Origin of the sequence: Micromonospora sp. NPDC023644, assembly GCF_040640115.1 — a bacterium.
Classification (GTDB): Bacteria; Actinomycetota; Actinomycetes; order Mycobacteriales; family Micromonosporaceae; genus Micromonospora.
The window spans coordinates 1-23,774 of record NZ_JBFABA010000071.1 but is presented as its reverse complement, the minus strand read 5'-3'; the positions used below and the strand labels follow the sequence as shown (position 1 = coordinate 23,774).

25 protein-coding genes are annotated in these 23,774 nt (G+C 74.2%); 18 read left to right on the top strand and 7 right to left on the bottom strand.

What is annotated here, in order from left to right; translation table 11 throughout:
• Nucleotides 1-330 precede the first annotated feature (330 nt).
• From AB0G08_RS28030 to AB0G08_RS28015, 4 genes are all read left to right on the top strand, one after another.
• Entirely contained in the window at nucleotides 331-765 is a 435-nt protein-coding gene (locus tag AB0G08_RS28030) for a phage holin family protein (RefSeq protein ID WP_358093263.1), read from the top strand.
• Nucleotides 762-1,112, top strand: a complete 351-nt coding sequence (locus AB0G08_RS28025; protein WP_358093260.1) for a DUF3618 domain-containing protein — start codon at nucleotides 762-764, stop codon at nucleotides 1,110-1,112. Before AB0G08_RS28030 ends, AB0G08_RS28025 begins: the two co-directional genes overlap by 4 nt.
• Nucleotides 1,109-1,381: a DUF4235 domain-containing protein gene (locus tag AB0G08_RS28020; protein ID WP_089001055.1), complete on the top strand. Its 273-nt coding sequence runs from the start codon at nucleotides 1,109-1,111 to the stop codon at nucleotides 1,379-1,381. The genes AB0G08_RS28025 and AB0G08_RS28020 overlap by 4 nt, the downstream gene beginning before the upstream one ends.
• A 289-nt stretch (nucleotides 1,382-1,670) precedes the next feature.
• Complete coding sequence (locus AB0G08_RS28015) at nucleotides 1,671-1,874, top strand: cold-shock protein (RefSeq protein ID WP_007075740.1); 204 nt, start codon at nucleotides 1,671-1,673, stop codon at nucleotides 1,872-1,874.
• A 234-nt stretch (nucleotides 1,875-2,108) separates the two neighbouring features.
• On the opposite strand, the gene AB0G08_RS28010 is transcribed toward AB0G08_RS28015, so the two are convergent.
• A complete protein-coding gene (locus AB0G08_RS28010) occupies nucleotides 2,109-2,303 on the bottom strand; it encodes a hypothetical protein (protein WP_358093257.1) in 195 nt (64 codons plus the stop codon).
• A 40-nt stretch (nucleotides 2,304-2,343) separates the two neighbouring features.
• Complete coding sequence (locus tag AB0G08_RS28005; RefSeq protein WP_358093254.1) at nucleotides 2,344-3,327, bottom strand: aldo/keto reductase; 984 nt, start codon at nucleotides 3,325-3,327, stop codon at nucleotides 2,344-2,346.
• Nucleotides 3,328-3,412: 85 nt separating this feature from the next.
• Here AB0G08_RS28005 and AB0G08_RS28000 point away from each other — a divergent pair, with 85 nt between their 5' ends.
• Together AB0G08_RS28000 and AB0G08_RS27995 are read left to right on the top strand one after the other, a co-directional pair.
• On the top strand, nucleotides 3,413-4,210 hold the full coding sequence (locus AB0G08_RS28000; RefSeq protein WP_358093251.1) for a trans-aconitate 2-methyltransferase: 798 nt from the start codon (nucleotides 3,413-3,415) through the stop codon (nucleotides 4,208-4,210).
• Complete coding sequence (locus AB0G08_RS27995) at nucleotides 4,207-5,232, top strand: adenosine deaminase (protein WP_358093248.1); 1,026 nt, start codon at nucleotides 4,207-4,209, stop codon at nucleotides 5,230-5,232. Before AB0G08_RS28000 ends, AB0G08_RS27995 begins: the two co-directional genes overlap by 4 nt.
• Before the next feature lie 238 nt (nucleotides 5,233-5,470).
• Here the strand turns inward: AB0G08_RS27995 and AB0G08_RS27990 are convergent, their stop codons facing one another.
• Both AB0G08_RS27990 and AB0G08_RS27985 read right to left on the bottom strand, forming a co-directional pair.
• Entirely contained in the window at nucleotides 5,471-6,859 is a 1,389-nt protein-coding gene (locus AB0G08_RS27990; RefSeq protein ID WP_358093245.1) for a HAMP domain-containing sensor histidine kinase, read from the bottom strand.
• Nucleotides 6,860-6,888: 29 nt separating this feature from the next.
• Complete coding sequence (locus tag AB0G08_RS27985) at nucleotides 6,889-7,578, bottom strand: response regulator transcription factor (RefSeq protein ID WP_089001050.1); 690 nt, start codon at nucleotides 7,576-7,578, stop codon at nucleotides 6,889-6,891.
• A 73-nt stretch (nucleotides 7,579-7,651) separates the two neighbouring features.
• Between AB0G08_RS27985 and AB0G08_RS27980 the strand changes: the two genes are divergently transcribed.
• Together AB0G08_RS27980 and thrS are read left to right on the top strand one after the other, a co-directional pair.
• Nucleotides 7,652-8,572, top strand: a complete 921-nt coding sequence (locus AB0G08_RS27980; protein ID WP_358093242.1) for an ADP-ribosylglycohydrolase family protein — start codon at nucleotides 7,652-7,654, stop codon at nucleotides 8,570-8,572.
• Nucleotides 8,573-8,708: 136 nt separating this feature from the next.
• Entirely contained in the window at nucleotides 8,709-10,709 is a 2,001-nt protein-coding gene (gene thrS, locus AB0G08_RS27975) for a threonine--tRNA ligase (RefSeq protein WP_121395405.1), read from the top strand.
• Between the two features lie 62 nt (nucleotides 10,710-10,771).
• Here thrS and AB0G08_RS27970 read toward each other — a convergent pair whose 3' ends face one another.
• A complete protein-coding gene (locus tag AB0G08_RS27970) occupies nucleotides 10,772-11,509 on the bottom strand; it encodes a D-Ala-D-Ala carboxypeptidase family metallohydrolase (protein WP_358093238.1) in 738 nt (245 codons plus the stop codon).
• Between the two features lie 223 nt (nucleotides 11,510-11,732).
• Between AB0G08_RS27970 and AB0G08_RS27965 the strand changes: the two genes are divergently transcribed.
• Nucleotides 11,733-12,245: an HIT domain-containing protein gene (locus AB0G08_RS27965; protein ID WP_358093268.1), complete on the top strand. Its 513-nt coding sequence runs from the start codon at nucleotides 11,733-11,735 to the stop codon at nucleotides 12,243-12,245.
• A gap of 216 nt (nucleotides 12,246-12,461) precedes the next feature.
• Nucleotides 12,462-13,520, top strand: a complete 1,059-nt coding sequence (locus AB0G08_RS27960; protein ID WP_358093235.1) for an aldo/keto reductase — start codon at nucleotides 12,462-12,464, stop codon at nucleotides 13,518-13,520.
• Nucleotides 13,521-13,688: 168 nt separating this feature from the next.
• Here the strand turns inward: AB0G08_RS27960 and AB0G08_RS27955 are convergent, their stop codons facing one another.
• The gene (locus tag AB0G08_RS27955; RefSeq protein ID WP_358093232.1) at nucleotides 13,689-15,851 is read right to left on the bottom strand and encodes an elongation factor G-like protein EF-G2; all 2,163 of its coding nucleotides are present in this window, start codon (nucleotides 15,849-15,851) and stop codon (nucleotides 13,689-13,691) included.
• A 252-nt stretch (nucleotides 15,852-16,103) separates the two neighbouring features.
• Between AB0G08_RS27955 and pgsA the strand changes: the two genes are divergently transcribed.
• From pgsA to AB0G08_RS27920, 7 genes are all read left to right on the top strand, one after another.
• Entirely contained in the window at nucleotides 16,104-16,739 is a 636-nt protein-coding gene (gene pgsA / locus AB0G08_RS27950) for a phosphatidylinositol phosphate synthase (protein WP_358093229.1), read from the top strand.
• A 43-nt stretch (nucleotides 16,740-16,782) separates the two neighbouring features.
• Nucleotides 16,783-17,715, top strand: coding sequence for a phosphatidylinositol mannoside acyltransferase (locus AB0G08_RS27945; protein WP_358093226.1), 933 nt, complete (start codon nucleotides 16,783-16,785; stop codon nucleotides 17,713-17,715).
• A 15-nt stretch (nucleotides 17,716-17,730) separates the two neighbouring features.
• Nucleotides 17,731-18,891, top strand: coding sequence for a glycosyltransferase family 4 protein (locus AB0G08_RS27940; protein WP_358093224.1), 1,161 nt, complete (start codon nucleotides 17,731-17,733; stop codon nucleotides 18,889-18,891).
• Nucleotides 18,892-18,893: 2 nt separating this feature from the next.
• Nucleotides 18,894-19,397 (top strand): hypothetical protein, encoded by a 504-nt coding sequence (locus AB0G08_RS27935; protein ID WP_358093266.1) that lies wholly within the window; start codon nucleotides 18,894-18,896, stop codon nucleotides 19,395-19,397.
• A 238-nt stretch (nucleotides 19,398-19,635) separates the two neighbouring features.
• Entirely contained in the window at nucleotides 19,636-20,553 is a 918-nt protein-coding gene (gene pdxS, locus AB0G08_RS27930; protein ID WP_358093221.1) for a pyridoxal 5'-phosphate synthase lyase subunit PdxS, read from the top strand.
• Between the two features lie 70 nt (nucleotides 20,554-20,623).
• The gene (gene pdxT, locus AB0G08_RS27925; RefSeq protein ID WP_357876945.1) at nucleotides 20,624-21,232 is read left to right on the top strand and encodes a pyridoxal 5'-phosphate synthase glutaminase subunit PdxT; all 609 of its coding nucleotides are present in this window, start codon (nucleotides 20,624-20,626) and stop codon (nucleotides 21,230-21,232) included.
• A 296-nt stretch (nucleotides 21,233-21,528) separates the two neighbouring features.
• Entirely contained in the window at nucleotides 21,529-22,278 is a 750-nt protein-coding gene (locus AB0G08_RS27920; RefSeq protein ID WP_357876942.1) for a YebC/PmpR family DNA-binding transcriptional regulator, read from the top strand.
• 93 nt (nucleotides 22,279-22,371) lie between these two features.
• Here AB0G08_RS27920 and AB0G08_RS27915 read toward each other — a convergent pair whose 3' ends face one another.
• Nucleotides 22,372-22,926 (bottom strand): hypothetical protein, encoded by a 555-nt coding sequence (locus AB0G08_RS27915; RefSeq protein ID WP_358093218.1) that lies wholly within the window; start codon nucleotides 22,924-22,926, stop codon nucleotides 22,372-22,374.
• Nucleotides 22,927-23,109: 183 nt separating this feature from the next.
• Between AB0G08_RS27915 and AB0G08_RS27910 the strand changes: the two genes are divergently transcribed.
• Nucleotides 23,110-23,697 carry a DUF402 domain-containing protein gene (locus AB0G08_RS27910; RefSeq protein WP_358093216.1) on the top strand — a complete coding sequence of 196 codons (588 nt, stop codon included), beginning with the start codon at nucleotides 23,110-23,112 and terminating at the stop codon, nucleotides 23,695-23,697.
• The last annotated feature ends 77 nt before the right edge of the window (nucleotides 23,698-23,774 follow it).

Here is a 23,774-nt window from a genome sequence, read left to right as displayed (position 1 = left end):
CCACAACTGCATGATCGACGCGGTCCGGGCGGGCATTCGACGCGGTCCGGGGCGGGCATTCGACGCGGGGCATGGCGTGACCTGTGAGGGGCGGGGGCGGTTGGAGGTGTGGGTGGGGTTGTGCCTCGTGGGCTGTCAGGGCGGAGTGCGCTGGCTCGGGAAGTTTGACCGGGCGTTTCGTGGGGACCTGCTGCGCGACGCTTCTGCACCTTCTTCCGCGCCGGGCGGCGGCTCGGGAACCCGGCGGTCCGGGACCCCCGGCCGCCGGGCGAAGGATTGGCGGGCGGCGACTCCGGGCATACAGCGCGGTGATGATGAAAGGAGGACAGCATGGCTGACGTGGCGAACGCCCGCACATCCCGTACCGGGAGCGAGCCGTCCACCGCCGAGCTGGTGCAGCGGGCCACGGAGCAGGTCTCCCGCCTGGTCCGCGACGAGCTGGCCCTGGCCCGGGCGGAGCTGACCCAGAAGGGCAAGCACGCCGGCATCGGCATCGGCCTCTTCGGCGGTGGCGGGGCGCTGGCGCTCTACGGCCTTGGTGCCCTGGTCGCCACCGCGATCCTGCTGCTCGACCTGGTGCTCCCGGCCTGGGCGGCGGCCCTGATCGTCGCCGTGGTGCTCTTCGCGCTGGCCGGCATCCTCGCCCTGGTGGGCAAGAAGCAGGTCAGCCAGGCGGTCCCACCGGTGCCGGAGGCCGCGGTCCGTAGCGTCCGCGCGGACGTGGACACGGTCGCCGCCGCCGTGAAGGACAGGGGACGGGCATGACGACGGGCAACGGCCGGGGCAGCGGCGACACCGACGCGCTGCGGGAGGAGATCCGGCGCACCCGGGTCGAGCTGGGCGAGACGATGGAGGCGTTGGCGGCCAAGGCCGACGTCAAGGCGCGGCTGAGGTCCTCCGCCGACCAGGCGAAGGAGCGGGTGCGGGACCAGGCGGCGCAGACCGTGGCCCGGGTGCGCGGGCAGGCGGCGCAGACCGCGCAGCTCGCGCGGGGCCAGGCGCAGGAGAAGGGCGCGGTCGTACGGCGTAACCCGACGCCGTTCGTCGCCCTCGCGGCCGGCGCGGTGGCCGCCGTGATCGTGTTGGTGATCGTCCGGGGGAGGCAGCGGTGAGCAGGGGTATCGGGAAGGCCGCGTACAAGCCGGTCGGCGTGCTGATGGGCATCGCCGCCGGTACGGTCGCGGGCGCGATCTTCCGGCAGGTGTGGAAGATGACGGCGGGCGACGGCGAGGCGCCCAGCGCCACCGACGAGGACCGCGGCTGGGGCGAGGTCCTGGCGGCGGCGGCGTTGCAGGGCGCCATCTTCGCGGTCGTCCGGGCCGCCGTCGACCGGGGTGGCGCGGTGGGCGTACGCCGCTTCACCGGGAGCTGGCCGGACTGACCGGACGACGACGAAATGCCCCCGCGCCGTGACCACGGCGCGGGGGTATTTCGCGCGGGCGCAAGGGCCCACCCAGCGGATCTTCGGCATCCGTCAGGTCACATGTCGGAGAAATTCGTCCGGTAGGCTGTGCAGAGTTTTCGCTACGTGGTTTGCTGTTCCACGCTGTTGAGAGATGGCGTGGGTTGAGTGAAGTCTCCTTCGTGGGGGCCGCCTCAGGCACCGCTGCTCGAAAACGGCCAATCGGCCGCACGGCGTGCTCGGCCGCCAGTTTTAGAAGGAGATACACATGGCGCAGGGAACCGTGAAGTGGTTCAACGCAGACAAGGGCTTCGGCTTCATCACCGTCGACGGCGGGGGTGCTGACGTGTTCGTCCACTTCTCGGCCATCCAGACCAGCGGCTACCGCACGCTGGAGGAGAACCAGCGGGTGGAGTTCGAGATCGCCCAGGGTCAGAAGGGTCCGCAGGCCGAGCAGGTCCGCCCCATCTGAGCAGTGCCGGTCGGCAGCCTCCGGCCACAGGGTGATCCGGCGCCCGGATCACAGCGAAGCCCCGTATTCCCGCCGGGATGCGGGGCTTTCCGCGTGTCCGGCGCCGGGCGACGCTCGCGGCCCGCGAGCCCCGGCCGGCGGCGATGCCCGGACGCGGCGGCGAGGCCGAGGCCCGGACGCGGCGGCGAGGCCGAGGGCCGCAGGCGGCGGTGACGCCCGGGTCCCCGGTGCCGCTCAGCGGCGCCGGCGGGCGCGCAGCCCGAACCAGAGCGCGACCACTCCGGCCAGGACCACGAGGGGCCCGAGAACGGCCCAGATCCGTTGGTCGGTCATCACGCTGCCCTCGACGTAGCCGAGGCCCTGCACCGTCCACACCGCACCGCCGACCACGGCGAGCAGGCCGAGGGTGAGCGGCAGCCAGCCCTTCATCGCGATCCCCCTCCGTCGGTCCCCGTTCCGGCCACCCGACTCACCACCGGTCGTGCACCCGCGGGCGGACCAGCTCGTCGTAGACCTCCGCCACCGCCGCCAGGTCCCGTTCGGACAGTGGCGCCTGGTCGGCCACGGCGGCGTTGCCCCGGGCCTGGGCGGCGTCCCGGGCGCCCGGGATGACCACGGTGACGCCGGGCTGGTCGACGACCCAGCGCAGCGCGAACTGGGCCATCGTGCGCCCGTCGCCGGCCAGCGGTGCCAGCCGACGCACGGCGGCCAGGCCCAGCGCGAAGTCGACGCCGGAGAAGGTCTCGCCGACGTCGAACGCCTCGCCGTGCCGGTTGTAGGTGCGGTGGTCGTCGGCGGCGAAGGTGGTGTGCTCGTCGTACCGGCCGGAGAGCAGCCCGCTGGCCAGCGGGACCCGGGCGATGATGCCGACCCCGGCGGCGGCAGCGGCCGGGAGCACCTTCTCGAGGGGCTTGTGCCGCAGCGCGTTGAGGATGATCTGGACGCTGGCCACCCCCGGCCGGGCGATGGCGGTGAGCGCCTGGTCGCAGGTCTCCACGCTCACCCCGTAGCCGGCGACGCGCTCCTCGGCGACCAGGGTGTCCAGCGCGCCGAAGACGGCGTCGTCGGCGAAGACGGCGGTCGGCGGGCAGTGCAGCTGCACCAGGTCGAGGGTGTCCGTGCCGAGGTTGCGCCGGGACCGGTCGGTCCACTCGCGGAAGTGCGCCAGGGTGTACGCCCCGGGCGCCTGCGCGACCCGGCGCCCCATCTTGGTGGCCACGGTCAGCCCGGCGTCGGGCCGGCTCCGCAGGAACCGCCCGATGAGCTGCTCGCTGCGCCCGTCGCCGTAGACGTCCGCCGTGTCGAGGAAGGTGACCCCCGACTCGACGGCGGCGGTCAGCACGGCGGTGGCGTCGGCCTCGCTGACCGTGCCCCAGTCCGCGCCGAGCTGCCAGGCGCCCAGCCCGATCACCCCGACGCGCCGACCCAGCCGGGGGAAGGTGCGCTGCTCCATGGGACTGAGCCTAGTGATCGGCTTGTCCGGGCGCGCGACGGGCCGTACCGTGAAACAAGACGGACGTACGGTTTGGGAGGCGACGATGTGGGATCCGACGACGTACCTGCGCTACGGCGACGAGCGCTCCCGGCCCTTCTACGACCTGCTCGCCCGGGTCCCGGCCGCGCGGCCGCGCGCGGTGGTCGACCTCGGCTGCGGCCCGGGCAACCTGACCGCCACCCTCGCCGAGCGCTGGCCAAACAGCCGGGTCGCCGGCCTCGACTCCTCGCCGGAGATGGTCGCGCAGGCCACCGCCACCGCCCCCGGCGTCTCCTTCGCCGTTGGCGACGTCCGGCACTGGCGCCCGGAACCCGACGTGGACGTCGTGGTCAGCAACGCCGTGCTCCAGTGGGTGCCCGGCCATCGGGAGCTGCTCACCCGCTGGGCCCGGGAACTGCCCGCCGGGGCCTGGCTGGCCGTGCAGGTGCCGGGCAACTTCGACGCGCCCTCGCACCGGGCGCTGCGCGAGGTCGCCGGCCGGCCGGCCTGGCGCGCCGACGTCGCCGGGCTGCTGCGCCGGCCCCCGGCCGACGACACCGCCGTCGGCTACGCCGACCTGTTGACCGGTGCCGGCTGCGTGGTGGACGCCTGGGAGACTACCTACGTGCACCTGCTGCCGGCCCACGCCGACGCGGACCACCCCGTGCTGAGCTGGCTGGAGGGGACCGCGCTCCGGCCGGTCCGCGCGGCCCTGGACGCCGCCCGCTGGTCCGACTTCCGGGCCGAGCTGGGGGTACGCCTCGCCGAGGCGTACCCGGTGCGGCACGCTCAGGTGCACTTCCCGTTCCGCCGCGTCTTCTTCGTCGCCCGCACCGGCGCCCGCGCAGAGGAGAACCTGTGACCGACCTGCAAACCTTCATCGCCGGACTGCCCAAGGTGGAGCTGCACGTGCACCACGTCGGCTCCGCCTCGCCCCGGATCGTCGCCGAGTTGGCCGCCCGCCACGAGGGCCGCAGCCCCGTGCCCGCCGACCCGGCCGCCCTCGCCGACTACTTCGCCTTCCGCGACTTCGCGCACTTCATCGAGGTCTACCTGAGCGTCGTGGACCTGATCCGCGACCCCGACGACGTCTGGCTGCTCACCCACGAGGTCGCCCGCGAGCTGGCCCGCCAGCAGGTGCGTTACGCCGAGCTGACCGTGACGCCCTACTCGCACGTGCACCGGGGGATCCCGGCGCCGGCCTTTTGCGAGGCGATCGAGGACGCCCGCAAGCGGGCCGAGGCGGACTTCGGCATCGAGTTGCGCTGGTGCTTCGACATCCCCGGCGAGGCCGGCCTGGCGGCGGCCGAGGAGACGCTGCGCATCGCGCTGGAGCAACGCCCGGACGGGCTGATCAGCTTCGGCCTGGGCGGCCCCGAGATCGGGGTGCCCCGGCCGCAGTTCAAGCCGTACTTCGACCGGGCCCGGGCGGCCGGGCTGCGCTCGGTGCCGCACGCCGGCGAGACCACCGGCCCCGAGACCGTCTGGGACGCGCTGCGCGACCTCGGCGCCGAGCGGATCGGGCACGGCATCTCCGCCGCGCGGGACCCGGAGCTGCTGGCCCACCTCGCCGAGCACCGCATCGGCATGGAGGTCTGCCCGACCTCCAACGTGCGCACCCGGGCGGTCGCCAGCATCGAGGAGCACCCGCTGCGGCAGCTGGTCGACGCCGGCCTGCTGGTCACCATCAACTCCGACGACCCGCCGATGTTCGGCACCACCCTCAACGACGAGTACGCCGTCGCGGCCCGGCTGCTCGACGCGGGTCCGGAGGGGCTGGCCGCGCTGGCCCGCGACGCGGTGACCGCGTCGTTCCTGGAGCCGGTGGCCAAGCAGCGGATCACCGCCGAGATCGACGCCCACCTGGCCGCCGCCACCCGCTGAGCGGACGAGGGGGGGCGGCGCGCGGCGGGAGCAGGTGTGGGGGGACCGATGTCTCCCGCCGCGCGCCTGGTTCCACCGACCCGTGGGGTGCCCCGAGGCATCGGCCGGTGGAACTGATGGGTTCGGATTGATCCTGTCAGCGTCGGCGCGCTCCGGCACCGGGGTTAACCCCGATCTAAGGAAGACTTGTGCCGCCCCACAACCGGCGGCCGGGCCGGGGCACGCGGCCCGGCCGCGGTCAGCCGTCGGTGGGTCGCTGCCGGGGCCAGCGCCGGCTGCCGGTCTTCTGCTCGCGGGCCAGCCGGCCGACCAGGCCGAACCGGCTGACCTGCCGGGGCGTCGCCTCCGGGTCGGCGAGCAGCATCACCACGCTCGCCCCGCCCAGCCGGGCCCGGTCGATGCTCACCGAGCCGTTCGCCTGCAACGCGACCCGCTTGGCGATGTCCAGCCCCAGGCCGGTCGAGCCCTGGTCGCTGGCGCCGCGGCGCAGCGCCCGGTCCGGGTTGGCGATCCCCGGGCCGGCGTCGTCGATCCGGATGGCCACGTAGCCGTCGCGGCGGGACACCGCCACCTCGAACGCCGTGCCCTGCGGGGTGTACCGGAAGACGTTGCCGATCACCGCGTCCAGCGCGGCCGCCAGCTCGGCCCGGGGCACCGGCGCGGGGATGCGCAGCTGGGCGCCGCTGACCCGGTGCGGGCGGTTCTGGTCGCCGGCCAGGGCGGCCCAGAACACCATCCGGTCCCGGACCACCTCGCTGACGTCGCACATCGCCGGCCCGGCCTCGTGCGCGACCGCCTTGCGGGTGGTCTTGATCAGGACGTCGATCTCGCCCTCGAGGGTGACGATCGCCTGCCGGATCCGCCGGATGCCGCGCCGCCGGTCCAGCTCCGCCTCGCTGAACGAGCCCACGCTGGTGTCGTCGGACTCCAACGCCTCCGCGTCCAGCCGCAGCACGGTCAACGGGGTACGCAGCCGGTGCGACAGGTCGGCGACCAGCTCCCGCTCGTCGGTGCGGGCCGCGTCCAGCCGGTCGGCCATCCGGTTGAAGGCGTACCCGGCCTCGGCCAGCTCCCGGGGGCCGCTCGGGTCGACGCGTACGCCCTGGTCGCCGTCGCCGATCGCGAGCGCCGCGCGGACCAGGCCCCGGGCGGAGTCGACCGCGCGGGCGGCGACCCGGTCGACCACCAGCACCGCGGCGCCCACCAGGGCGGCGGCCACCCCGAGCAGCAGCAGCCACCGGCTGCCGCCGCCCAGCGCCGACTCGGGCACGAAGACCTCGACCACGGCCGTGGTGTCGCCGAGCACCACCGGGTCCAGCCGGAGCACCCCGCCCTCGACGTCGACGATGACGGAACGCCGCTCGGCCCGCGCCCGCTCCAGGCTCCCGGCGTCGGCCCGGGCCGCCGACTCGTCCGCCCGCAGCCCGTGCACGACCGGCCGGGTGGCCGGGTCGTCGCCGCTGGCCGCCACGGCGCGCTGCACCACGGCGGGGTCGGTGCTGACGGCGAGGGCGCCGGTCACCAGCGCGCTGCGCCGGGCGGCGTCCGCGATCGCCTCCTCGCGCGTGCGGTCACCGAGATTGACGGCGAGCGGGACGAGGAACGCGAGCGCGACCAGGGCGCACATGCCGGCCGTGAGCAGGGCCAGCGACGGCCTCAGTCCGGCGCCACCAGCCGGAAGCCGACCCCCCGCACGGTGCGCAGGTAGCGCGGCTTCGCCGCGGACTCGCCCATTTTGCGGCGCAGCCAGTACAGGTGAACGTCGATGGTCTGGTCCTCGCCGACCGATGGCTGCCGCCATACCTCCTCCAGAAGTTCCCGGCGGGACACTACCCGGCCCGGTCGTGCGGCGAGATAGGCCAGCAGGTCGAATTCCTTGCGGGTCAGCGCCAGCGGCTCGCCGTCGAGGTGGGCGCTGCGCTCGCCGACGTCGACCCGCAGCCCGCCGACGCTGTGCACCGCCGGCTGCACCGTCCGGCTGGCCCGCCCGGCCCGGCGCAGCACGGTGGTGATCCGCGCGTCGAGGTGCGCCCCGGTGAACGGCTTGACCATGTAGTCGTCGGCCCCGGCGCGCAGCAGCCGCACCACGGACTGCTCGTCGTCGCGGGCGGTGGCGATGATGATCGGGACGTCGGTGATGCCGCGCAGCATCCGCAGCGCGTCCGAGCCGTCGAGGTCGGGCAGCCCGAGGTCGAGCACCACGAGGTCGGGGGTCTCGGCCGCCACCCGGCGCAGCGCGTCCAGCGCCGTGCCGACGGCGTGCACGGCGTGCCCCCGGTCGGCGAGGGATCGCAGCATCGCGCCGCGTACGACGTGATCGTCTTCGACCAGGAGCACGGTGGCCACAGCAAGACGGTACCCGCGGTGGCAAGTCGACCGCGTTGCGGCGCACGCGTGAACAGGGCAAGCTGGTACAACGATGTCCTTCACGCTCTTTCCCGACACCCGCCTCGCGTTGGCCCGGGACTCGCTCGCCGGCCTGTCGGTGGGCGACGCGCTCGGCTCGCAGTTCTTCGTTCCCGGCCGGCACCCGGCCGACCTGGCCGCCGGGAAGCTGCCTCCGGCGCCGTGGCAGTGGACCGACGACACCGAGATGGCCTGCTCGGTGGTGGCCGCCCTCGCCGACACCGGCCGGATCGACCGGGACACCCTCGCCGCGGCCTTCGCGGAGCGCTGCGAGCCCTATCGGGGGTACGGGCCGGGGGCCGTGACCATCCTGCGGCTGATCCGCACCGGCACGCCGTGGCCGGTGGCGGCCGCCTCGGCCTTCGACGGCCAGGGCTCCTGCGGCAACGGGGCGGCGATGCGGGTCGGCCCGCTGGGCGCGTGGTACGCCGACTCCACCGCGCGGGCGGCGGCGCAGGCCCGGGCGTCCGCCGAGGTGACCCACGCCCACCCGGAGGGCATCGCCGGCGCGGTGGCGGTGGCGGTGGCCGCGTCGCTGGCCGCCCGAGCCCGGTTGGACGGCCACCGGCCCGCCCCCGACCGGCTGCTGGCCGGCGTCACCGCCGCGCTGGACCCGGCCACCGAGGTGCACCGGGGCGTTCGCCGGGCGGCCGGCCTGCTCGACCGGTCGGTCCCCGAGGCCGCCGACGTGCTCGGCAACGGCTCCCGGGTCACCGCCCAGGACACCGTCGCCTTCACCTGCTGGGTGGCCGCCGTGCACCTGGACGACTACCCGGCGGCGGTGCGCGCCTGCGTCGAGGCCGGCGGGGACGTCGACACCACGGCCGCGATCGTCGGGGCGGTGGTGGCCGCGCACACCGGGGTCGGCACCCCGGGCGGGGTGCCGACCGGGTGGCTGGCCGCCCGCGAGCCCCTGCCGGACTGGGCCGGCTGACCCCGTGCACCGGGGCGGCGCCCGTCCCACGGACCCGGGGGCGGTGGCGTCGGCGACCGTGCCGGCGGGAGCGACCGATAGCATCGCAGGAGCCGAACGTTCGGCGTCATCCGTGCCGTCTGCTGGAGGAGTCACCGTGTCCGCACCCCGTACCCCCGCCGTGGCCGACCCCGTCGTCGTCGCCGCCGGGACCACGGCGGCCGACGCGGTGGCCGCGGCCGGTCTGCCCGCGTCCGGCCCGAAGGCGATCGTTGTGGTCCGCGACCCGCAGGGCCAGCTGCGCGACCTGGACTGGGCCCCGCAGGCCGACACCGAGGTCGAGCCAGTCAGCCTCGACTCGCCGGACGGGCTCAACGTGCTGCGGCACTCCTGCGCGCACGTGCTCGCCCAGGCGGTGCAGGACGTCTTCCCGGAGGCCAAGCTCGGCATCGGCCCGCCCATCGAGAACGGCTTCTACTACGACTTCGCCGTCGACAAGCCGTTCCAGCCGGACGACCTCGGCAAGCTCGAGAAGCGGATGCAGGAGATCGTCAAGTCCGGCCAGCGGTTCCGCCGCCGCCGCTTCGGCAGCCTGGACGAGGCGAAGGCCGAGCTGGCCGCCGAGCCGTTCAAGCTGGAGCTCATCGACGTCAAGGGCGAAGGGCTCGACACCTCCGAGGTGATGGAGGTCGGCGGCGGCGAGCTGACCATCTACGACAACCTCGCCGCCAACGAGGACAAGGTCTGCTGGTCGGACCTGTGCCGGGGCCCGCACCTGCCGAACACCCGGCTCATCGGCGCGTTCAAGCTGATGCGCTCGGCCGCCGCGTACTGGCGCGGGTCGGAGAAGAACCCGCAGCTCCAGCGGGTGTACGGCACCGCCTGGCCGACCCGGGACGAGCTGAAGGCGTACCTGAAGCTGCTGGAGGAGGCCGCGCGGCGCGACCACCGCAAGCTCGGCGCGGACCTGGACCTGTTCAGCTTCCCCGACGAGATCGGCTCCGGCCTGGCGGTCTTCCACCCCAAGGGCGGCATCATCCGCCGTGAGCTGGAGAACTACTCGCGCCGCCGGCACGAGGAGGCGGGGTACGAGTTCGTCAACACCCCGCACATCACCAAGGCGCAGCTCTTCGAGACCTCCGGGCACCTGCAGTGGTACGCCGACGGCATGTACCCGCCCATGGAGATGGAGGGCGCGAACTACTACCTCAAGCCGATGAACTGCCCGTTCCACAACCTGATCTTCCGGTCCCGTGGGCGGTCCTACCGGGAGCTGCCGCTGCGGCTGTTCGAGTTCGGCTCGGTCTACCGGTTCGAGAAGTCCGGCGTGGTGCACGGCCTGACCCGGGTGCGCGGCATGACCCAGGACGACGCGCACATCTACTGCACGCAGGAGCAGATGGCGGGCGAGCTCAAGTCGCTGCTGTCGTTCGTGCTGGACCTGCTGCGCGACTACGGCCTGGACGACTTCTACCTGGAGCTGTCCACCCGCAACCCGGAGAAGTCGGTCGGCACCGACGAGAACTGGGAGCGGGCCACCGAGGCCCTGCGCTCCGCCGCCGAGGAGTCCGGGCTGGACCTGGTGCCCGACCCCGGTGGCGCGGCCTTCTACGGCCCGAAGATCTCGGTGCAGGCCAAGGACGCCATCGGCCGGACCTGGCAGATGTCCACCATCCAGGTCGACTTCAACCTGCCGGAGCGCTTCGGGCTGGAGTTCCAGGCCGCCGACGGCACCCGGCAGCGGCCGGTGATGATCCACCGGGCGCTCTTCGGCTCGATCGAGCGCTTCTTCGGGGTGCTCACCGAGCACTACGCGGGCGCGTTCCCGGCCTGGCTGGCGCCCGTGCAGGTGGTCGGCATCCCGATCCGCGAGGACCACACCGACTACCTGCACGGCTTCGTCGCCGCGCTGCGCGCCGAGGGCGTCCGCGCCCAGGTCGACGCGGGCGACGACCGGATGCAGAAGAAGATCCGCACGGCCCAGCAGCAGAAGATCCCGTTCATGGTGATCGCCGGCGACGACGACGTGGCCGCCGGCACCGTCTCGTTCCGCTACCGGGACGGCTCGCAGCGCAACGGGGTGCCGGTCGCCGACGCCGTGGCCCACGTGCTCGACGTGGTCGGCTCCCGCACCAACGTCGGTCCGTCCGCCGCCTGACCCGCCACGCACCGAAGGCCCCCCGCATCGCGGGGGGCCTTCGTCGACGGGTTCGTCAGGTGTCAGATCCCGCAGCTCGGCGCGGACCAGCCGCCGACCAGCCCGACGTGGGTGTGGTCGTTGTGACCCGGGTAGCCGGGGCCGAGGATGTTGCCGAAGCCGTGGTAGCGGGCCTGCTGGGCGAGCCGGCAGAACGAGGGCGACCCGACCAGGTCGACGCCGTCGCCGTAGAGGTGCCGGCTGTTGGAGGCGCCGCCGACCGCGCTGTTGCAGGAGTAGCTGCGGAAGCCGCTGCTGATGTTGATCGACACGCTGCCGAGGGCCTTCCGCATGGCCTGGAGCTTCCACATCGACACCAGCGCGTTGAACCGGGCGGTGCTCGCGGAGACCGCGCCGCCGGACCAGGTGCTGTTGCACTTGTTCAGCTCGGCGTAGCTGAAGTTGACCGGGGTGCAGTCGTCGTCCTGCAACGCGTAGAGCGTGTTGAAGGTCTGCGGGCCGGCGATGCCGTCGGCGCTCAGGCCGTACGCCTGCTGGAAGCGGATCACGGCGGACCGGGTGGCCGGGCCGAACGACCCGTCGAGGCCGAGCACCGCGTTGTAGCCCGGGTAGCCGGAGAGCCGGATCTGCAGCTGCCGGACGTCCTCGCCGACGGCCCCCTGCGACAGGCTGCGTCCCCAGGTGTAGCAGCCGTCGGCCTGGGCCGCGCTGCTCGTCGCCACCACCCCGACGAGGGTGGTGACCGCGGCGAGAGTGCAGGCGGCGAAGGCCCGGCCGAGCCGGCGGAATGCGGTTCTCACGGTGACTCCCATCGACAGGGGGTGATGTCTGTGGATGGATTCTTCATTCACGTTCATCGTTTGGTCAAGAACTTTCACCCCCTATCCGTCCCCCTGGATGTTTAAAGGCCGGCAGGGGTCGTCCGGGGTCGGGTGCGAGCGGGCGTACGGCGTCGGGAGCGGCACCCGCCGGGAACGTAGGATCGGTGGCGTGACAGGGGTGGAACGGCACATGGACAGCGGCATGGCCGACGGCCTGGAGCGGCTCTGGACTCCGCACCGGATGACCTACATCTCCGGCGAGGACCGGCCCGAGGGCGGCTACGAGCGGCCCGCCGGCTGCCCGTTCTGCCGGGCGCCGGGGCTGGCGCCGGAGGAGAGCCTGGTGGTGGCCCGGGGCGAGCACGTCTTCGCGGTGCTCAACCTCTATCCCTACAACCCCGGGCACCTGCTGGTCTGCCCCTACCGGCACGTCGCCGACTACACGGAGCTGGACCTGGCCGAGACCACCGAGCTGGCGGCGTTCACCCAGACCGCCATGCGGGTGGTGCGCAAGGTGAGCAACGCGCACGGGTTCAACCTGGGCATGAACCAGGGCGGCGTGGCCGGCGCGGGCATCGCCGCGCACCTGCACCAGCACGTGGTGCCCCGCTGGGGTGGGGACGCCAACTTCATGCCCGTGATCGGGCGGACGAAGGTCGTGCCGCAGCTGCTCACCGACACCCGCGACCTGTTCACCCGGGCCTGGCCGACCTGACCGACCCGCCCGCCGCGGCCCTTCCCCGGCGTCCGGCGCCGGCCTGCGGCCGGTCCGTGCCGCGCCCTTCCCCGGCGTCCGGGCCCGGCCTCCGGCTCCGCCGTGCCGCGCCGTTCCCGGCGTCCGTGGGGGTCGGCGGCGTCAACGAGCCGGGGCAGGTCGGTCTGCGGTGAACTTCCCGCCCCGGGCCGGGGCGTGAGGTGGCACGATCTGGCGATGGCAGTGACGACGCGGACGTTGGGCCGCAGCGGCATCGAGGTCAGCGCCCTCGGCATGGGGTGCTGGGCGATCGGCGGGCCCTGGGCCGAGGGCACCCAGCCGCTGGGCTGGGGCGCCGTCGACGACGACGAGTCGGTCCGCGCGATCCGGCACGCGCTCGACCTCGGGGTGACGCTCTTCGACACCGCCGACACCTACGGGGCCGGGCACGGGGAGCGGGTGCTCGGCCGGGCCCTCGCCGGCCGGCGCGACGAGGCCGTGATCGCCACCAAGTGGGGCTACACCTTCGACGAGGCCACCCGCCAGGCCACCGGCGAGGACCCCTCCCCGGCGTACCTGCGGCGGGCCGTCACGCAGTCGCTGCGCCGGCTGGGCACCGACCGGATCGACCTCTACCAGCTGCACCTCGCGGACCTGCCGCTGCCGCGGGCCGAGGCGCTCGTGGGCACCCTGGAGGACCTGGTCGCCGAAGGGCTGATCCGGGCGTACGGCTGGAGCACCGACCGCCCCGACCGCGCCGCCGCGTTCGGCCGGGGCGCCCGGCACGCCACCGCGGTGCAGCACACGTTGTCGGTGCTCCGGGACGCCCCCGAGCTGCTCGCCGTCTGCGACAAGTACGACCTGGCCAGCGTCAACCGGGGACCGCTGGGGATGGGGCTGCTCTCCGGCAAGTACACGGCCGGCTCCACGCTGTCCCGCGACGACGTACGCGGGGTCGCCCCGGGTTGGTTGGAGTGGTTCCGGGGCGGCCGGCCGGCGCCGGAGTGGCTGCGCCGCGTCGCCGCCGTACGGGCCGCGTTGACCGCCGACGGACGTACCCTCGCCCAGGGCGCGCTCGGGTGGCTCTGGGCGCGCAGCGACCGTACGGTCCCGATCCCCGGCTGCCGCACCGTGGCCCAGGTGACGGAGAACGCCGGCGCCCTGCACCGGGGCCCGCTGTCGGCCGACCAGTTCGCCGAGGTGGAGCGCCAGTTGGCCGCGCTGCGCTCGGCCGCCCTCCGCGAGGCCGACCGCCCCTACTGGCCGAGCCCGATGCTCCCCACCGCCCGCCCCTGACCCCTACCCCGCCCCGCCCTGTCCTGTCTCGCGTCGCCCTGTCCCGCCCTGTCCCGCGTCGATCATGCGGTTGTGGTGGCCGGAGTGCCCGGATTGACACGTCTTGCGGGGCACCACAACCGCATGATCCACCGGGCGGCGGGCGGCGGGCGGGGGAGGGGTCAGGGGTCAGGGGTGGGTGGGGGCGTCCTTGCGGAGCTGGTCGGCCAGGTGGGTGGGCATCGGGTCGTAGCGGACGAAGTGGCGGCGGAACGTGCCGGTGCCCGACGTCATGGAGCGCAGCTCGACCGCGTAGCGGAGCAGCTCCGTGGCGGGCACCTCGGCGCGGACCACGGTGCGTCCCTCGGCCTCGGGGTCGGCCTCGGTGCCGAGCACCCGGCCCCGCCGGCCGGACAGGTCGCCCATCACCGCGCCCACCGAGGAGTCGGGCACCCGGACCACCACCTCGTCGACCGGCTCCAGCAGCGCCGGCTCGCCCTTCTCGGCGGCGTCCCGCAGGGCGAGCGCCCCGGCGGTCTGGAAGGCCGCGTCGGAGGAGTCGACGCTGTGCGCCTTGCCGTCGACGAGGGTCACCCGCAGGTCCACCACCGGGTGGCCGGCGACCAGGCCGCGCTCCATCTGGGCGCGTACGCCCTTCTCGACGGAGGGGACGTAGGTGTGCGGCACCGCCCCGCCGACCACCCGGTCGACGAACTCGAAGCCGGCGCCGGGCGGCAGCGGCTCGACCTCGATGTCGCAGACGGCGTACTGGCCGTGGCCGCCGGACTGCTTGACGTGCCGGCCGTGCCCCTTTGCCGGGACGGTCAGCGTCTCGCGCAGCGCCACGCGGACCGGCTCGGTCTCCAGCTCCACCCCGCCGGCGCGCAGCCGCTCCAGCACCACGTCGGCGTGCGCCTCGCCCATGCACCAGAGCACCAGCTGGTGGGTCTCCGGGTTGCGTTCCAGCCGCATGGTGGGGTCGCCGGCGACCAGGCGGGCCAGGTTGCGCGCGAGGGCGTCCTCGTCGGCGCGGCTGCGGGCCACGACGGCCACCGGCAGCAGCGGCTCGGGCATCTCCCAGGGGGCGATCAGCAGCGGGTCGTCCTTGGCGGAGATGGTGTCGCCGGTCTCCGCGCTGCCCGACTTGGTGAGCGCGCAGATGTCGCCCGCCACGCAGGCGCCCACCTCGCGCAGGCTCGCGCCCAGCGGCGTGTAGACGTGGCCCACCCGCTCGTCGGCGTCGTGGTCGGGGTGCCCCCGCTCGGCCAGCCCGTGCCCGGATACGTGCACGGTCTGCTCGGGGCGCAGCGTGCCGGAGAAGACGCGGACCAGGGAGACCCGGCCGACGTGCCGGTCCACGGTCGTCTTGACCACCTCGGCCACCAGCGGCCCGTCCGGGTCGCAGGTCAGCGGCGGTCGTGGGGAGCCGTCCACCCCGGCGATCGCGGGCAGCTCGTGCTCCAGCGGCGAGGGGAAGCCGGCGGTGAGCACCTCCAGCAGCGCGTCCAGCCCGACCCCGGTCTCGGCGCAGACCGGCACCACCGGGTAGAAGTGGCCCCGCGCGACCGCCTTCTCCAGGTCCTCGATCAGCACGTCCGTGCCGATCTCCTCGCCGGCGAGGTAGCGGTCCATCAGGGACTCGTCCTCGCTCTCGGCGATGATCCCCTCGATCAGCTCGTCGCGGGACTCGACGATGGCGGGCAGGTGCTCCGGGTCCGGCTCGCGCACCTGGGCCGGCAGGCCGGCGGTGTAGTCGAAGACCCGGCGGGTGACCAGGCCGAGCAGGCCGACGGTGGAGACCCCGTCGTCGCCGAGCATCGGCAGGTAGAGCGGGAGCACGTTGTCGCCGAAGACCCGCTGGCACAGCGCCACGGCCTCGTCGAAGTCGGCGCGCGGGTGGTCCAGCCGCGCCACGGCGACCGCCCGGGGCATGTCGACCGCCGCGCACTCCTCCCAGAGGGCGGCGGTGGCGGCGTCCATCCCGTCGACGGCGGAGACCACGAACAGCGCCGCGTCGGCGGCCCGCAGCCCCGCCCGCAGCTCGCCGACGAAGTCGGCGTAGCCGGGGGTGTCGAGCAGGTTGACCTTGATCCCGTCGTGCAGCAGCGGCGCGCAGGCCAGGCTCACCGAGCGCTGCTGGCGTACGGCTGCCGGGTCGTGGTCGCAGACGGTGGTGCCGTCGGCGACGGTGCCGGCCCGGCCGATCGTGCCGCTCGCCGCGAGCAGCGCCTCGACCAGCGTCGTCTTGCCCGCTCCGGAGTGCCCGACGAGCACCACGTTGCGGATCCTGCCGGGCTCCGTCACCACCGGCGCGCCGCCGGCGGCCCCCTTGTCCTGACTCTTCTGCGCCATGGGGCGCACCTCCCTCAGCCGTGGTTGGTGGCGACCGCCGCGCGCGACGGGGAAGCGGCCCGGTCGGGTTCCGCGGCGACATCCTCCGGTGCTGTGCCGGGTTGCGGGTAATCAACGGGCGGGTGGGTGAGCTGGCTCACGTCCCTGGCTCGATCTCACACCCGATCCGGGGTCGGCACAAGGCTCCGCCCCCGCGGGTCGCCTGACCGGCCGTACCGCTGCTGCTACGCGGACCGTTATCGTGGGACCGCCATGGCGAAGATCTTCCAAGTGTCGGCCCGCGCGGGGATGACCCGTGTCGTCGAGCCGGTCGCACGCCGCCTGCTCCGAGCGGGCGTAACTCCCAACGCGGTCACCGTGGCGGGCACCCTCGGGGTGCTCGTCGGCGCGCTCGGCTTCGGTGCCCGCGGTCATCTGGTCGCCGGGGCCCTGATAGTGACCTTCTTCGCGCTCACCGACCTGCTCGACGGGACGATGGCCCGGATGAGCGGGGGCGCCACGAAGTTCGGGGCGTTCCTCGACTCGAGCATGGACCGGATCGCCGACAGCGCCGTCTTCGGCGCGGTGGCGTACTGGCTGGCCACCCAGCACCAGTACTCGGGCGTGGCCGCCGCGCTGCTCTGCCTGGCCGCCGGCGGGCTGGTCTCCTACGTCAAGGCTCGCGCCGAAGGGCTCGGCATGACCTGCAACGTGGGCATCGCCGAGCGCACCGAGCGGCTGCTCATCGTCGGCGTCGGCGGGCTGCTCACCGGCCTCGGCGTCGGGCGTGCGCTGGAGGTCGCGCTCTGGCTGCTCGCCGCCGTGTCGATCTTCACCGTCGGCCAGCGGATGGCGCACGTGTACCGCCAGGCCCAGCGGGTGCACACCAACCCGGGCGGACAGGGGTGAGCGCGACACTCGCGGGTCGGCCGCGGCCGGGGGGCCGGCGCCGGTGAACCTCACCGAGCTCGGCTACGTCGCCGGCTGGCGCGTGATCCGCGCGCTGCCCCGGTCCGTCACGGCCGCGGCGTTCCGGGCGGGCGCCGACCGCGCCCACCGCCGCGGCGGCGGGGGTACGGCCCGACTGCGCGCGAACCTGCGCCGGGTGGTCGGCCCCGACCTGCCGGAGGCCGAGCTCGACGAGTTGGTCCGCCGCGGCCTGCGCTCGTACGCCCGCTACTGGCTGGAGGCGTTCCGGCTGCCCGCGCTCAGCCGGACGGAGATCCTGGCCGGCTTCCGGCTCGACGGCGAGGAGAAGCTCGCCGCCGACGTGGCGGCCGGCCGGGGTGCGGTGGTGGCGCTGCCGCACGCCGGCAACTGGGACGCCGCCGGCGCCTGGGTCGCGGCGACCGGCTGGCCGATCACCACCGTCGCGGAGCGGCTCCGACCCGAGGGCGTCTACCAGCGGTTCCTCGCCTTCCGCCGCAGCCTGGGCATGGAGATCCTGCCCACCCACGGCGGCGAGCGGAACGCCTTCGACGTGCTGGTCGACCGGGTCCGGGCCGGCACGGTGGTGCCGCTGCTGGCCGACCGTGACCTCTCCGCGCGGGGCGTGGAGGTCGAGTTCTTCGGCCACCGCACCCGGATGCCCCCCGGCCCGGCCCTGCTCGCGCTGCGTACGGGAGCGCCCCTCTACGTCGCCTCGATGTGGTACGAAGCGGACGCGGCGTGCGCGTCGATCGAGGGCCCCCTGCCGCTGCCCGGCCCGGAGGAGGGCCCGCTCGACCAGCGGGTCCGGTCGCTGACCCAGCGGATCGCCGACGGTCTGGCGGCGGGCATCGCCCGGCATCCGGAAGACTGGCACATGTTGCAGCGGATGTGGCTGGACCAGCACGGCACGGGTGGCGGCGCGACCCTGCCCTCCCCGGCCGCCGGACAGGCGTGAGGGAGGCGTTTGCACGTGCGCATCGGCATCGTGTGCCCGTACTCCTTCGACGTGCCCGGTGGGGTGCAGAACCACGTCATGGACCTCGCCGAGGCGCTGATCGGGCTCGGCCACGAGGTGAGCGTGCTCGCCCCGGCCGACGAGGACTCCCCGCTGCCGCCGTACGTGGTGCCGGCGGGCCGGGCGGTGCCGCTGCCGTACAACGGCTCGGTGGCCCGGATCGCCTTCGGCCCGGTCTCCACCGCGCGGGTGCGACGCTGGATCATCCGGGGTGAGTTCGACGTGCTGCACGTGCACGAGCCGCTGACCCTGAGCCTGTCGCTGCTGGCCGTGCTCTCCGCCCGGGGCCCGGTGGTGGCCACCTTCCACACCGCGATGACGCGGTCGCGGGCGCTGGCCGCCGCGCAGGGCGTGCTCCAGATCGTGCTGGAGCGGATCACCGCCCGGATCGCGGTGAGCGCGCTGGCGCGCAAGGTGCAGGTCGAGCACATGGACGGCGGCGCGGTGGAGATCCCGAACGGGGTGGCCGTCGCGAAGTTCAGCCACGCGCTGCCCCTGCCGGGCTGGCCGGGGGAGTGCCCGCCGGGCCGGGACGGCGCGATCGGGTTCCTCGGCCGGTTCACCGAGGCCCGCAAGGGGTTCCCGATCCTGCGGGACGCCTTCGTGGAGCTGGCCCGGCAGCGTCCCGGCCTGCGGCTGCTGGTGGCCGGCCCCGGCGACGCGGACGACCTGTTCGGGCGGTTTCCGGCCGACCTGCGGGACCGGGTCACCTTCCTCGGGCTGGTCTCCGAGGAGGACAAGGCGCGGATGTTGCGCAGCGTGCACCTCTACGTGGCGCCGAACACCGGCGGGGAGTCCTTCGGCATGATCCTCACCGAGGCGCTCGCGGCGGGCACGACCGTCGTCGCCAGCGACCTCGACGCGTTCCGCCGCGTGCTCGACGGGGGACGGGCCGGCCGGCTGTTCCCGACCGGGGACCCGGCCGCGCTGCGTACCGCCCTGACGGACCTGCTCGACGACGCCGATGCCCGGGCCGCGCTGACCGCCTGCGGTGACCAGGTGGTGGCCACCTTCGACTGGCCCGTGGTCGCCCGGCGGGTGCTGGAGGTGTACGCCGCGGCGATCGAGGCCACCGACGGGCGGGTCATGGACACCGAATGGGTGGGGCTGGACTGACGATGCCGGGCTTCTGGTGGGTGGTGGCCGCGACCCTGGTCCTCGGGCTGGTCGCGGTGTACCTGGTCTGGACCGCCGGCCGGGTGGGCCGGTTGCACGCGCGGGCGGAGCTGGCGGCCCGCGCCCTGGAGGCCCACCTGCTGCGCCGGGCGGCGGCCGCCGCCGTCCTGGCCGAGCGCCGCTACGGCGTCGAGCTGTACGCGGCGGCGCGGATCGCGCTGGACGCCGAGCCCGACGAGCGGGAGGCCGCCGAGAACGACCTCACCCGCCAGCTGCGGGCGGTGGAGTTGGACCCGACCGACCCGGACTGCGAGGCGGTGATCGCCGCGAGCCGGCGGCTCGCCCTGGCCCGCCAGGTGCACACCGACCTGGTCCGCGACGCCCGGGCGGCGCGGGGGCGCCCGCTGGTGCGCCTGTTGCGGATGGGGCGCCGCCGCCCGTGGCCGCGCTACTTCGACATCGACGACCCCACGCTCACCGTCCCGGCCGACGTCCCCACCGGCTGAACGGGGGGCGAGCGGTCCTGATCGCCTCCGGCTCGTACCGGATCCGGGCGCGCGCGCCGCCGGGCATCCGGACGGGGCGTCGCGGTCGGGACGGGACGGGCGGGGAGGAACCGACGACGGCCGGTGACGACTGCCACAGTGCAGGCCACCGTGGGCCTGATTGGCTGTCGGATCGGCGTTGGGACCGTCGTAGCATTTCCGCAGCCACCCCCCGAGCACGTTCGAGGAGCGATGACCCGTGCCCGAAACCACTGCCCAGAACGCTAGCGCCAGCCCCGTCACCGGCACCGCCCGCGTCAAGCGCGGCATGGCCGAGATGCTCAAGGGCGGCGTGATCATGGACGTGGTCAACGCCGAGCAGGCCAAGATCGCCGAGGACGCCGGCGCCGTCGCGGTGATGGCGCTCGAGCGGGTGCCCGCCGACATCCGTGCCCAGGGCGGGGTGTCCCGGATGAGCGACCCCGACATGATCGACGGCATCATCGACGCCGTCTCCATCCCGGTCATGGCCAAGGCCCGGATCGGCCACTTCGTGGAGGCCCAGATCCTCCAGTCGCTCGGCGTCGACTACGTCGACGAGTCCGAGGTGCTGACCCCGGCCGACTACGCCAACCACATCGACAAGTGGGCCTTCACCGTGCCCTTCGTCTGCGGGGCGACCAACCTCGGCGAGGCCCTGCGCCGGATCACCGAGGGCGCGGCCATGATCCGCTCCAAGGGCGAGGCCGGCACCGGTGACGTCTCCAACGCCACCACCCACATGCGCAGGATCCGCCAGGAGATCCGCCGGCTGGGCTCGCTGCCGACCGACGAGCTGTACGTGGCCGCCAAGGAGCTCCAGGCGCCGTACGAGCTGGTCAAGGAGGTCGCCGAGAGCGGCAAGCTGCCGGTGGTGCTGTTCACCGCCGGTGGGATCGCCACCCCGGCCGACGCCGCGATGATGATGCAGCTCGGCGCCGAGGGCGTCTTCGTCGGCTCCGGCATCTTCAAGTCCGGCAACCCGGCGCAGCGAGCCGCCGCGATCGTGAAGGCCACCACCTTCCACGACGACCCGGACGTGCTGGCGAAGGTCTCGCGGGGCCTGGGCGAGGCGATGGTCGGCATCAACGTCGACGACATCCCGCAGCCGCACCGCCTGGCCGAGCGCGGCTGGTGAGGAGGGGCCCTTCCGCGCCCCGGGGGTGGCGGAGGGGCCACCGCGGCAGGTCGACGAGAGGAACGGTGACATGAGCGACGCACCCGTCATCGGCGTGCTCGCCCTCCAGGGCGACGTCCGCGAGCACGTCGCCGCGCTCGCCGCGGCCGGTGCGGACGCCCGCCCCGTACGCCGTGCGCAGGAACTGGACGCGGTGGACGGGCTGGTGATCCCCGGCGGCGAGTCCACCACGATCAGCAAGCTCGCCGACATCTTCGAGCTGCGCGAGCCGATCGACAAGCGCATCGCCGACGGCATGCCGGTCTACGGCTCCTGCGCCGGCATGATCATGCTGGCCTCCGACGTCCTCGACGGCCGTCCCGACCAGCGCGGCTTCGCCGGCATCGAGATGACCGTGCGGCGCAACGCCTTCGGCCGGCAGGTCGACTCGTTCGAGGCGTCGGTGGGGATCACCGGCGTCGAGGGCGGGCCGTTCCACGCGGTGTTCATCCGGGCGCCGTGGGTCGAGCGGGTCGGCGACGGCGTCGAGGTGCTCGGCACCGTGACCGAGGGCCCGGCCGCCGGCCGGATCGTGGCGGTGCGGCAGGGCAACCTGCTGGCCACCTCGTTCCACCCGGAGCTGACCGGCGACGCGCGGGTGCACGCGTACTTCGTGGAGCTGGTCCGCGCGGCCCGCTGAGCGGTCCCGTGGCACGTCGGGCGGGGTCTCCTCCTTGGAGGGGGCCCCGCCCGCGCCGTGCACCCGGCGCCGGGGCGCGGGCCCGGGCCGCCCCCGTCGCACCGCACGGGACGGGCCCGCGCCGTGCCGCGCGTGACAGCCACCCGCCGGACGTCGGTAGGATTGCCGAGATTCGGCGGGGCCAGCTGCCCGTCACGGCTTTCCCGCAGGGCTGACCGGCACCACCGCGTGCGCCGGCGGGGGCAGGGCGTGCGCGGTCGGTCGATGCAGACGGCGGGTAGCAACGGAGGTAGCAGATGTCCGGCCACTCAAAGTGGGCGACGACCAAGCACAAGAAGGCGGTCATCGACGCCAAGCGCGGCAAGATGTTCGCCAAGCTGATCAAGAACGTCGAGGTCGCCGCGCGGACCGGCGGCGGTGACCCGGCCGGCAACCCGACGCTCTACGACGCCATCCAGAAGGCGAAGAAGAACTCGGTCCCCAACGACAACATCGACCGCGCCGTCAAGCGCGGCTCGGGCCTGGAGGCCGGCGGCGCCGACTGGCAGACCATCATGTACGAGGGCTACGGCCCCAACGGCGTGGCGATGCTGATCGAGTGCCTCACGGACAACCGCAACCGCGCGGCGACCGAGGTGCGCACCGCGCTGACCCGTAACGGCGGCTCGCTCGCCGACGCGGGCTCGGTGTCGTACATGTTCTCCCGCAAGGGCGTGGTGATCGTCCCCAAGGCCGGGACCACCGAGGACGACGTGATGATGGCGGTCCTCGACGCCGGCGCCGAGGAGGTCAACGACCTGGGCGAGGCGTTCGAGGTGGTCTCCGAGCCGACCGACCTGATCGCGGTCCGCACCGCGCTCCAGGACGCCGGCATCGAGTACGAGTCGGCCGAGTCGTCGCTGATCCCGAGCGTCAACGTCCCCCTCGACGAGGAGGGCGCGCGCAAGATCTTCAAGCTGATCGACGTCCTGGAGGACTGCGACGACGTGCAGAACGTCTACGCGAACTTCGACGTCAGCGACGAGGTGATGGAGGCCGTCGGCTGATCCCGACGGGCTCGTGCCCGGCTCCCCGTCGCCAGGTACGGCGGCGGGGACCCGGCGACCGTCGCCGATCCTTCTGCCGGCGCAGGGGCCCGGCTACCGTCGCCGAGCCCTCTTCCGGCGGCGCCGGTCTCGATGCCGGTTGTGCGGGAGCCGTGCCGTCCGCACACCGCGAACCGTCCGGCGCCCCGGGCCGCCGCTGGTCCGCGCATAGGTGAAGAACGCCCACGCGAAGAGGCCGGCGGTCCCGGCGACGACATGGACGCCGAGCCGCCCGACAGCGAATCCCCAGTCGGTGGACCACGCCCCGCCGGCCCCGGTTCCGCTGACCACGGCCGGCCCGGTCGAGCCCGGTCCCGCCTCGACCGGGACGCGCAGGCTGATCGAGTCGATCCGCACCGTGCCGTCGTCGCTGGTGAAGGGGCCGTAACAGGTCCGGTTGCCCTTGCTCTCGGAGCCCGCGTCGCAGCTCACGATCCGCACGCTGCCCGGGGTGGGGGTGACGAGGGCGGCGCCGACGTAGTCCCACGTGCGGCGAACCTCCCACACGTTCCACCAGGCGGCGACGAGCAGCAGGGCGGCGGTGACGAGCACGCCGCACCAGGCCCGCACCGACCTGTTCGTCGTCCCGACCCAGGGTCTCCATCGCATCGGTCCACATCGTAGGGACGCCGCGCACCCCTGTCGGACATGCGACCGACCTCGGCGCGGGCTCGCCGTGCGCGCGCATGCCGCCCGGCGCTCGCTAGGCTGCGGGGTGTGGATCCCTCGGGCCGTGCGGGGCGAAGCGGTGGTCGGGCGGGCGGGGGCCGCCGGTTCGCGCCGGGCGACGTCGTGGTCCGGCGCGAGGTCCTGCGCGGCGAGGTGTGGTTCGGCTGCCCGACGATCTGCGTCGAGGACTCGCCCGACCTGCTCGTGCTCTACCTGCCGCCGGGCGCCGAGTTCGGTTTTCCCGAGGCCGGGAGCTTCCCGTGCGGCCGGCACCCGTGGCAGGTCGCCGGGCACCGGGCGTGGAGCGGGCACGGCAAGCTGATGCTGCACCGCCCGGGCGAGGCGCACTCCGTGGACGTCTTCTGGACCGGCCCGGAGCGCGCCTTCGCCGGGTGGTACTTCAACCTGCAGGACCCGGTGCGGCGTACCCCGATCGGGGTGGACACCCTCGACCACGAGCTGGACCTCTGGTGGGGCGCGGCCGAGGACCGCTACGTCTGGAAGGACGTGGAGATGTTCGCCCAGCGCCTCGCGGAGGGGCGCTACCCGGGGATGGCCGACGCGATCCGGGCCGAGGGCGACCGGATCGCCGCCCTGCTCGACGCGGGGGAGCGCTGGTGGGACGAGGCGTGGTCGGCCTGGCGGCCAAACCCGGCCTGGCCGGTCCCGGCCCTGCCGCCCGGCTGGGCCACGGTCCCGCCGTCGCGCTGACCGCCCGGTCGCGCCCCGCCCGGGGCCGCGATGTCGCCCGGGGCCGCGATGTCGCCCGGGGCCGCGATGTCGCCCGG

Coding starts and splice junctions, on each gene's coding strand:
- AB0G08_RS28030 (WP_358093263.1), top strand. CDS start 331: ATGGCTGACGTGGCGAACGCCCGCACATCCCGTACCGGGAGCGAGCCG.
- AB0G08_RS28025 (WP_358093260.1), top strand. CDS start 762: ATGACGACGGGCAACGGCCGGGGCAGCGGCGACACCGACGCGCTGCGG.
- AB0G08_RS28015 (WP_007075740.1), top strand. CDS start 1,671: ATGGCGCAGGGAACCGTGAAGTGGTTCAACGCAGACAAGGGCTTCGGC.
- AB0G08_RS28010 (WP_358093257.1), bottom strand. CDS start 2,303: ATGAAGGGCTGGCTGCCGCTCACCCTCGGCCTGCTCGCCGTGGTCGGC.
- AB0G08_RS28005 (WP_358093254.1), bottom strand. CDS start 3,327: ATGGAGCAGCGCACCTTCCCCCGGCTGGGTCGGCGCGTCGGGGTGATC.
- AB0G08_RS28000 (WP_358093251.1), top strand. CDS start 3,413: ATGTGGGATCCGACGACGTACCTGCGCTACGGCGACGAGCGCTCCCGG.
- AB0G08_RS27990 (WP_358093245.1), bottom strand. CDS start 6,859: ATGTGCGCCCTGGTCGCGCTCGCGTTCCTCGTCCCGCTCGCCGTCAAT.
- AB0G08_RS27980 (WP_358093242.1), top strand. CDS start 7,652: ATGTCCTTCACGCTCTTTCCCGACACCCGCCTCGCGTTGGCCCGGGAC.
- AB0G08_RS27965 (WP_358093268.1), top strand. CDS start 11,733: ATGGCCGACGGCCTGGAGCGGCTCTGGACTCCGCACCGGATGACCTAC.
- AB0G08_RS27960 (WP_358093235.1), top strand. CDS start 12,462: ATGGCAGTGACGACGCGGACGTTGGGCCGCAGCGGCATCGAGGTCAGC.
- AB0G08_RS27955 (WP_358093232.1), bottom strand. CDS start 15,851: ATGGCGCAGAAGAGTCAGGACAAGGGGGCCGCCGGCGGCGCGCCGGTG.
- pgsA (WP_358093229.1), top strand. CDS start 16,104: ATGGCGAAGATCTTCCAAGTGTCGGCCCGCGCGGGGATGACCCGTGTC.
- AB0G08_RS27935 (WP_358093266.1), top strand. CDS start 18,894: ATGCCGGGCTTCTGGTGGGTGGTGGCCGCGACCCTGGTCCTCGGGCTG.
- pdxT (WP_357876945.1), top strand. CDS start 20,624: ATGAGCGACGCACCCGTCATCGGCGTGCTCGCCCTCCAGGGCGACGTC.
- AB0G08_RS27920 (WP_357876942.1), top strand. CDS start 21,529: ATGTCCGGCCACTCAAAGTGGGCGACGACCAAGCACAAGAAGGCGGTC.
- AB0G08_RS27915 (WP_358093218.1), bottom strand. CDS start 22,926: ATGCGATGGAGACCCTGGGTCGGGACGACGAACAGGTCGGTGCGGGCC.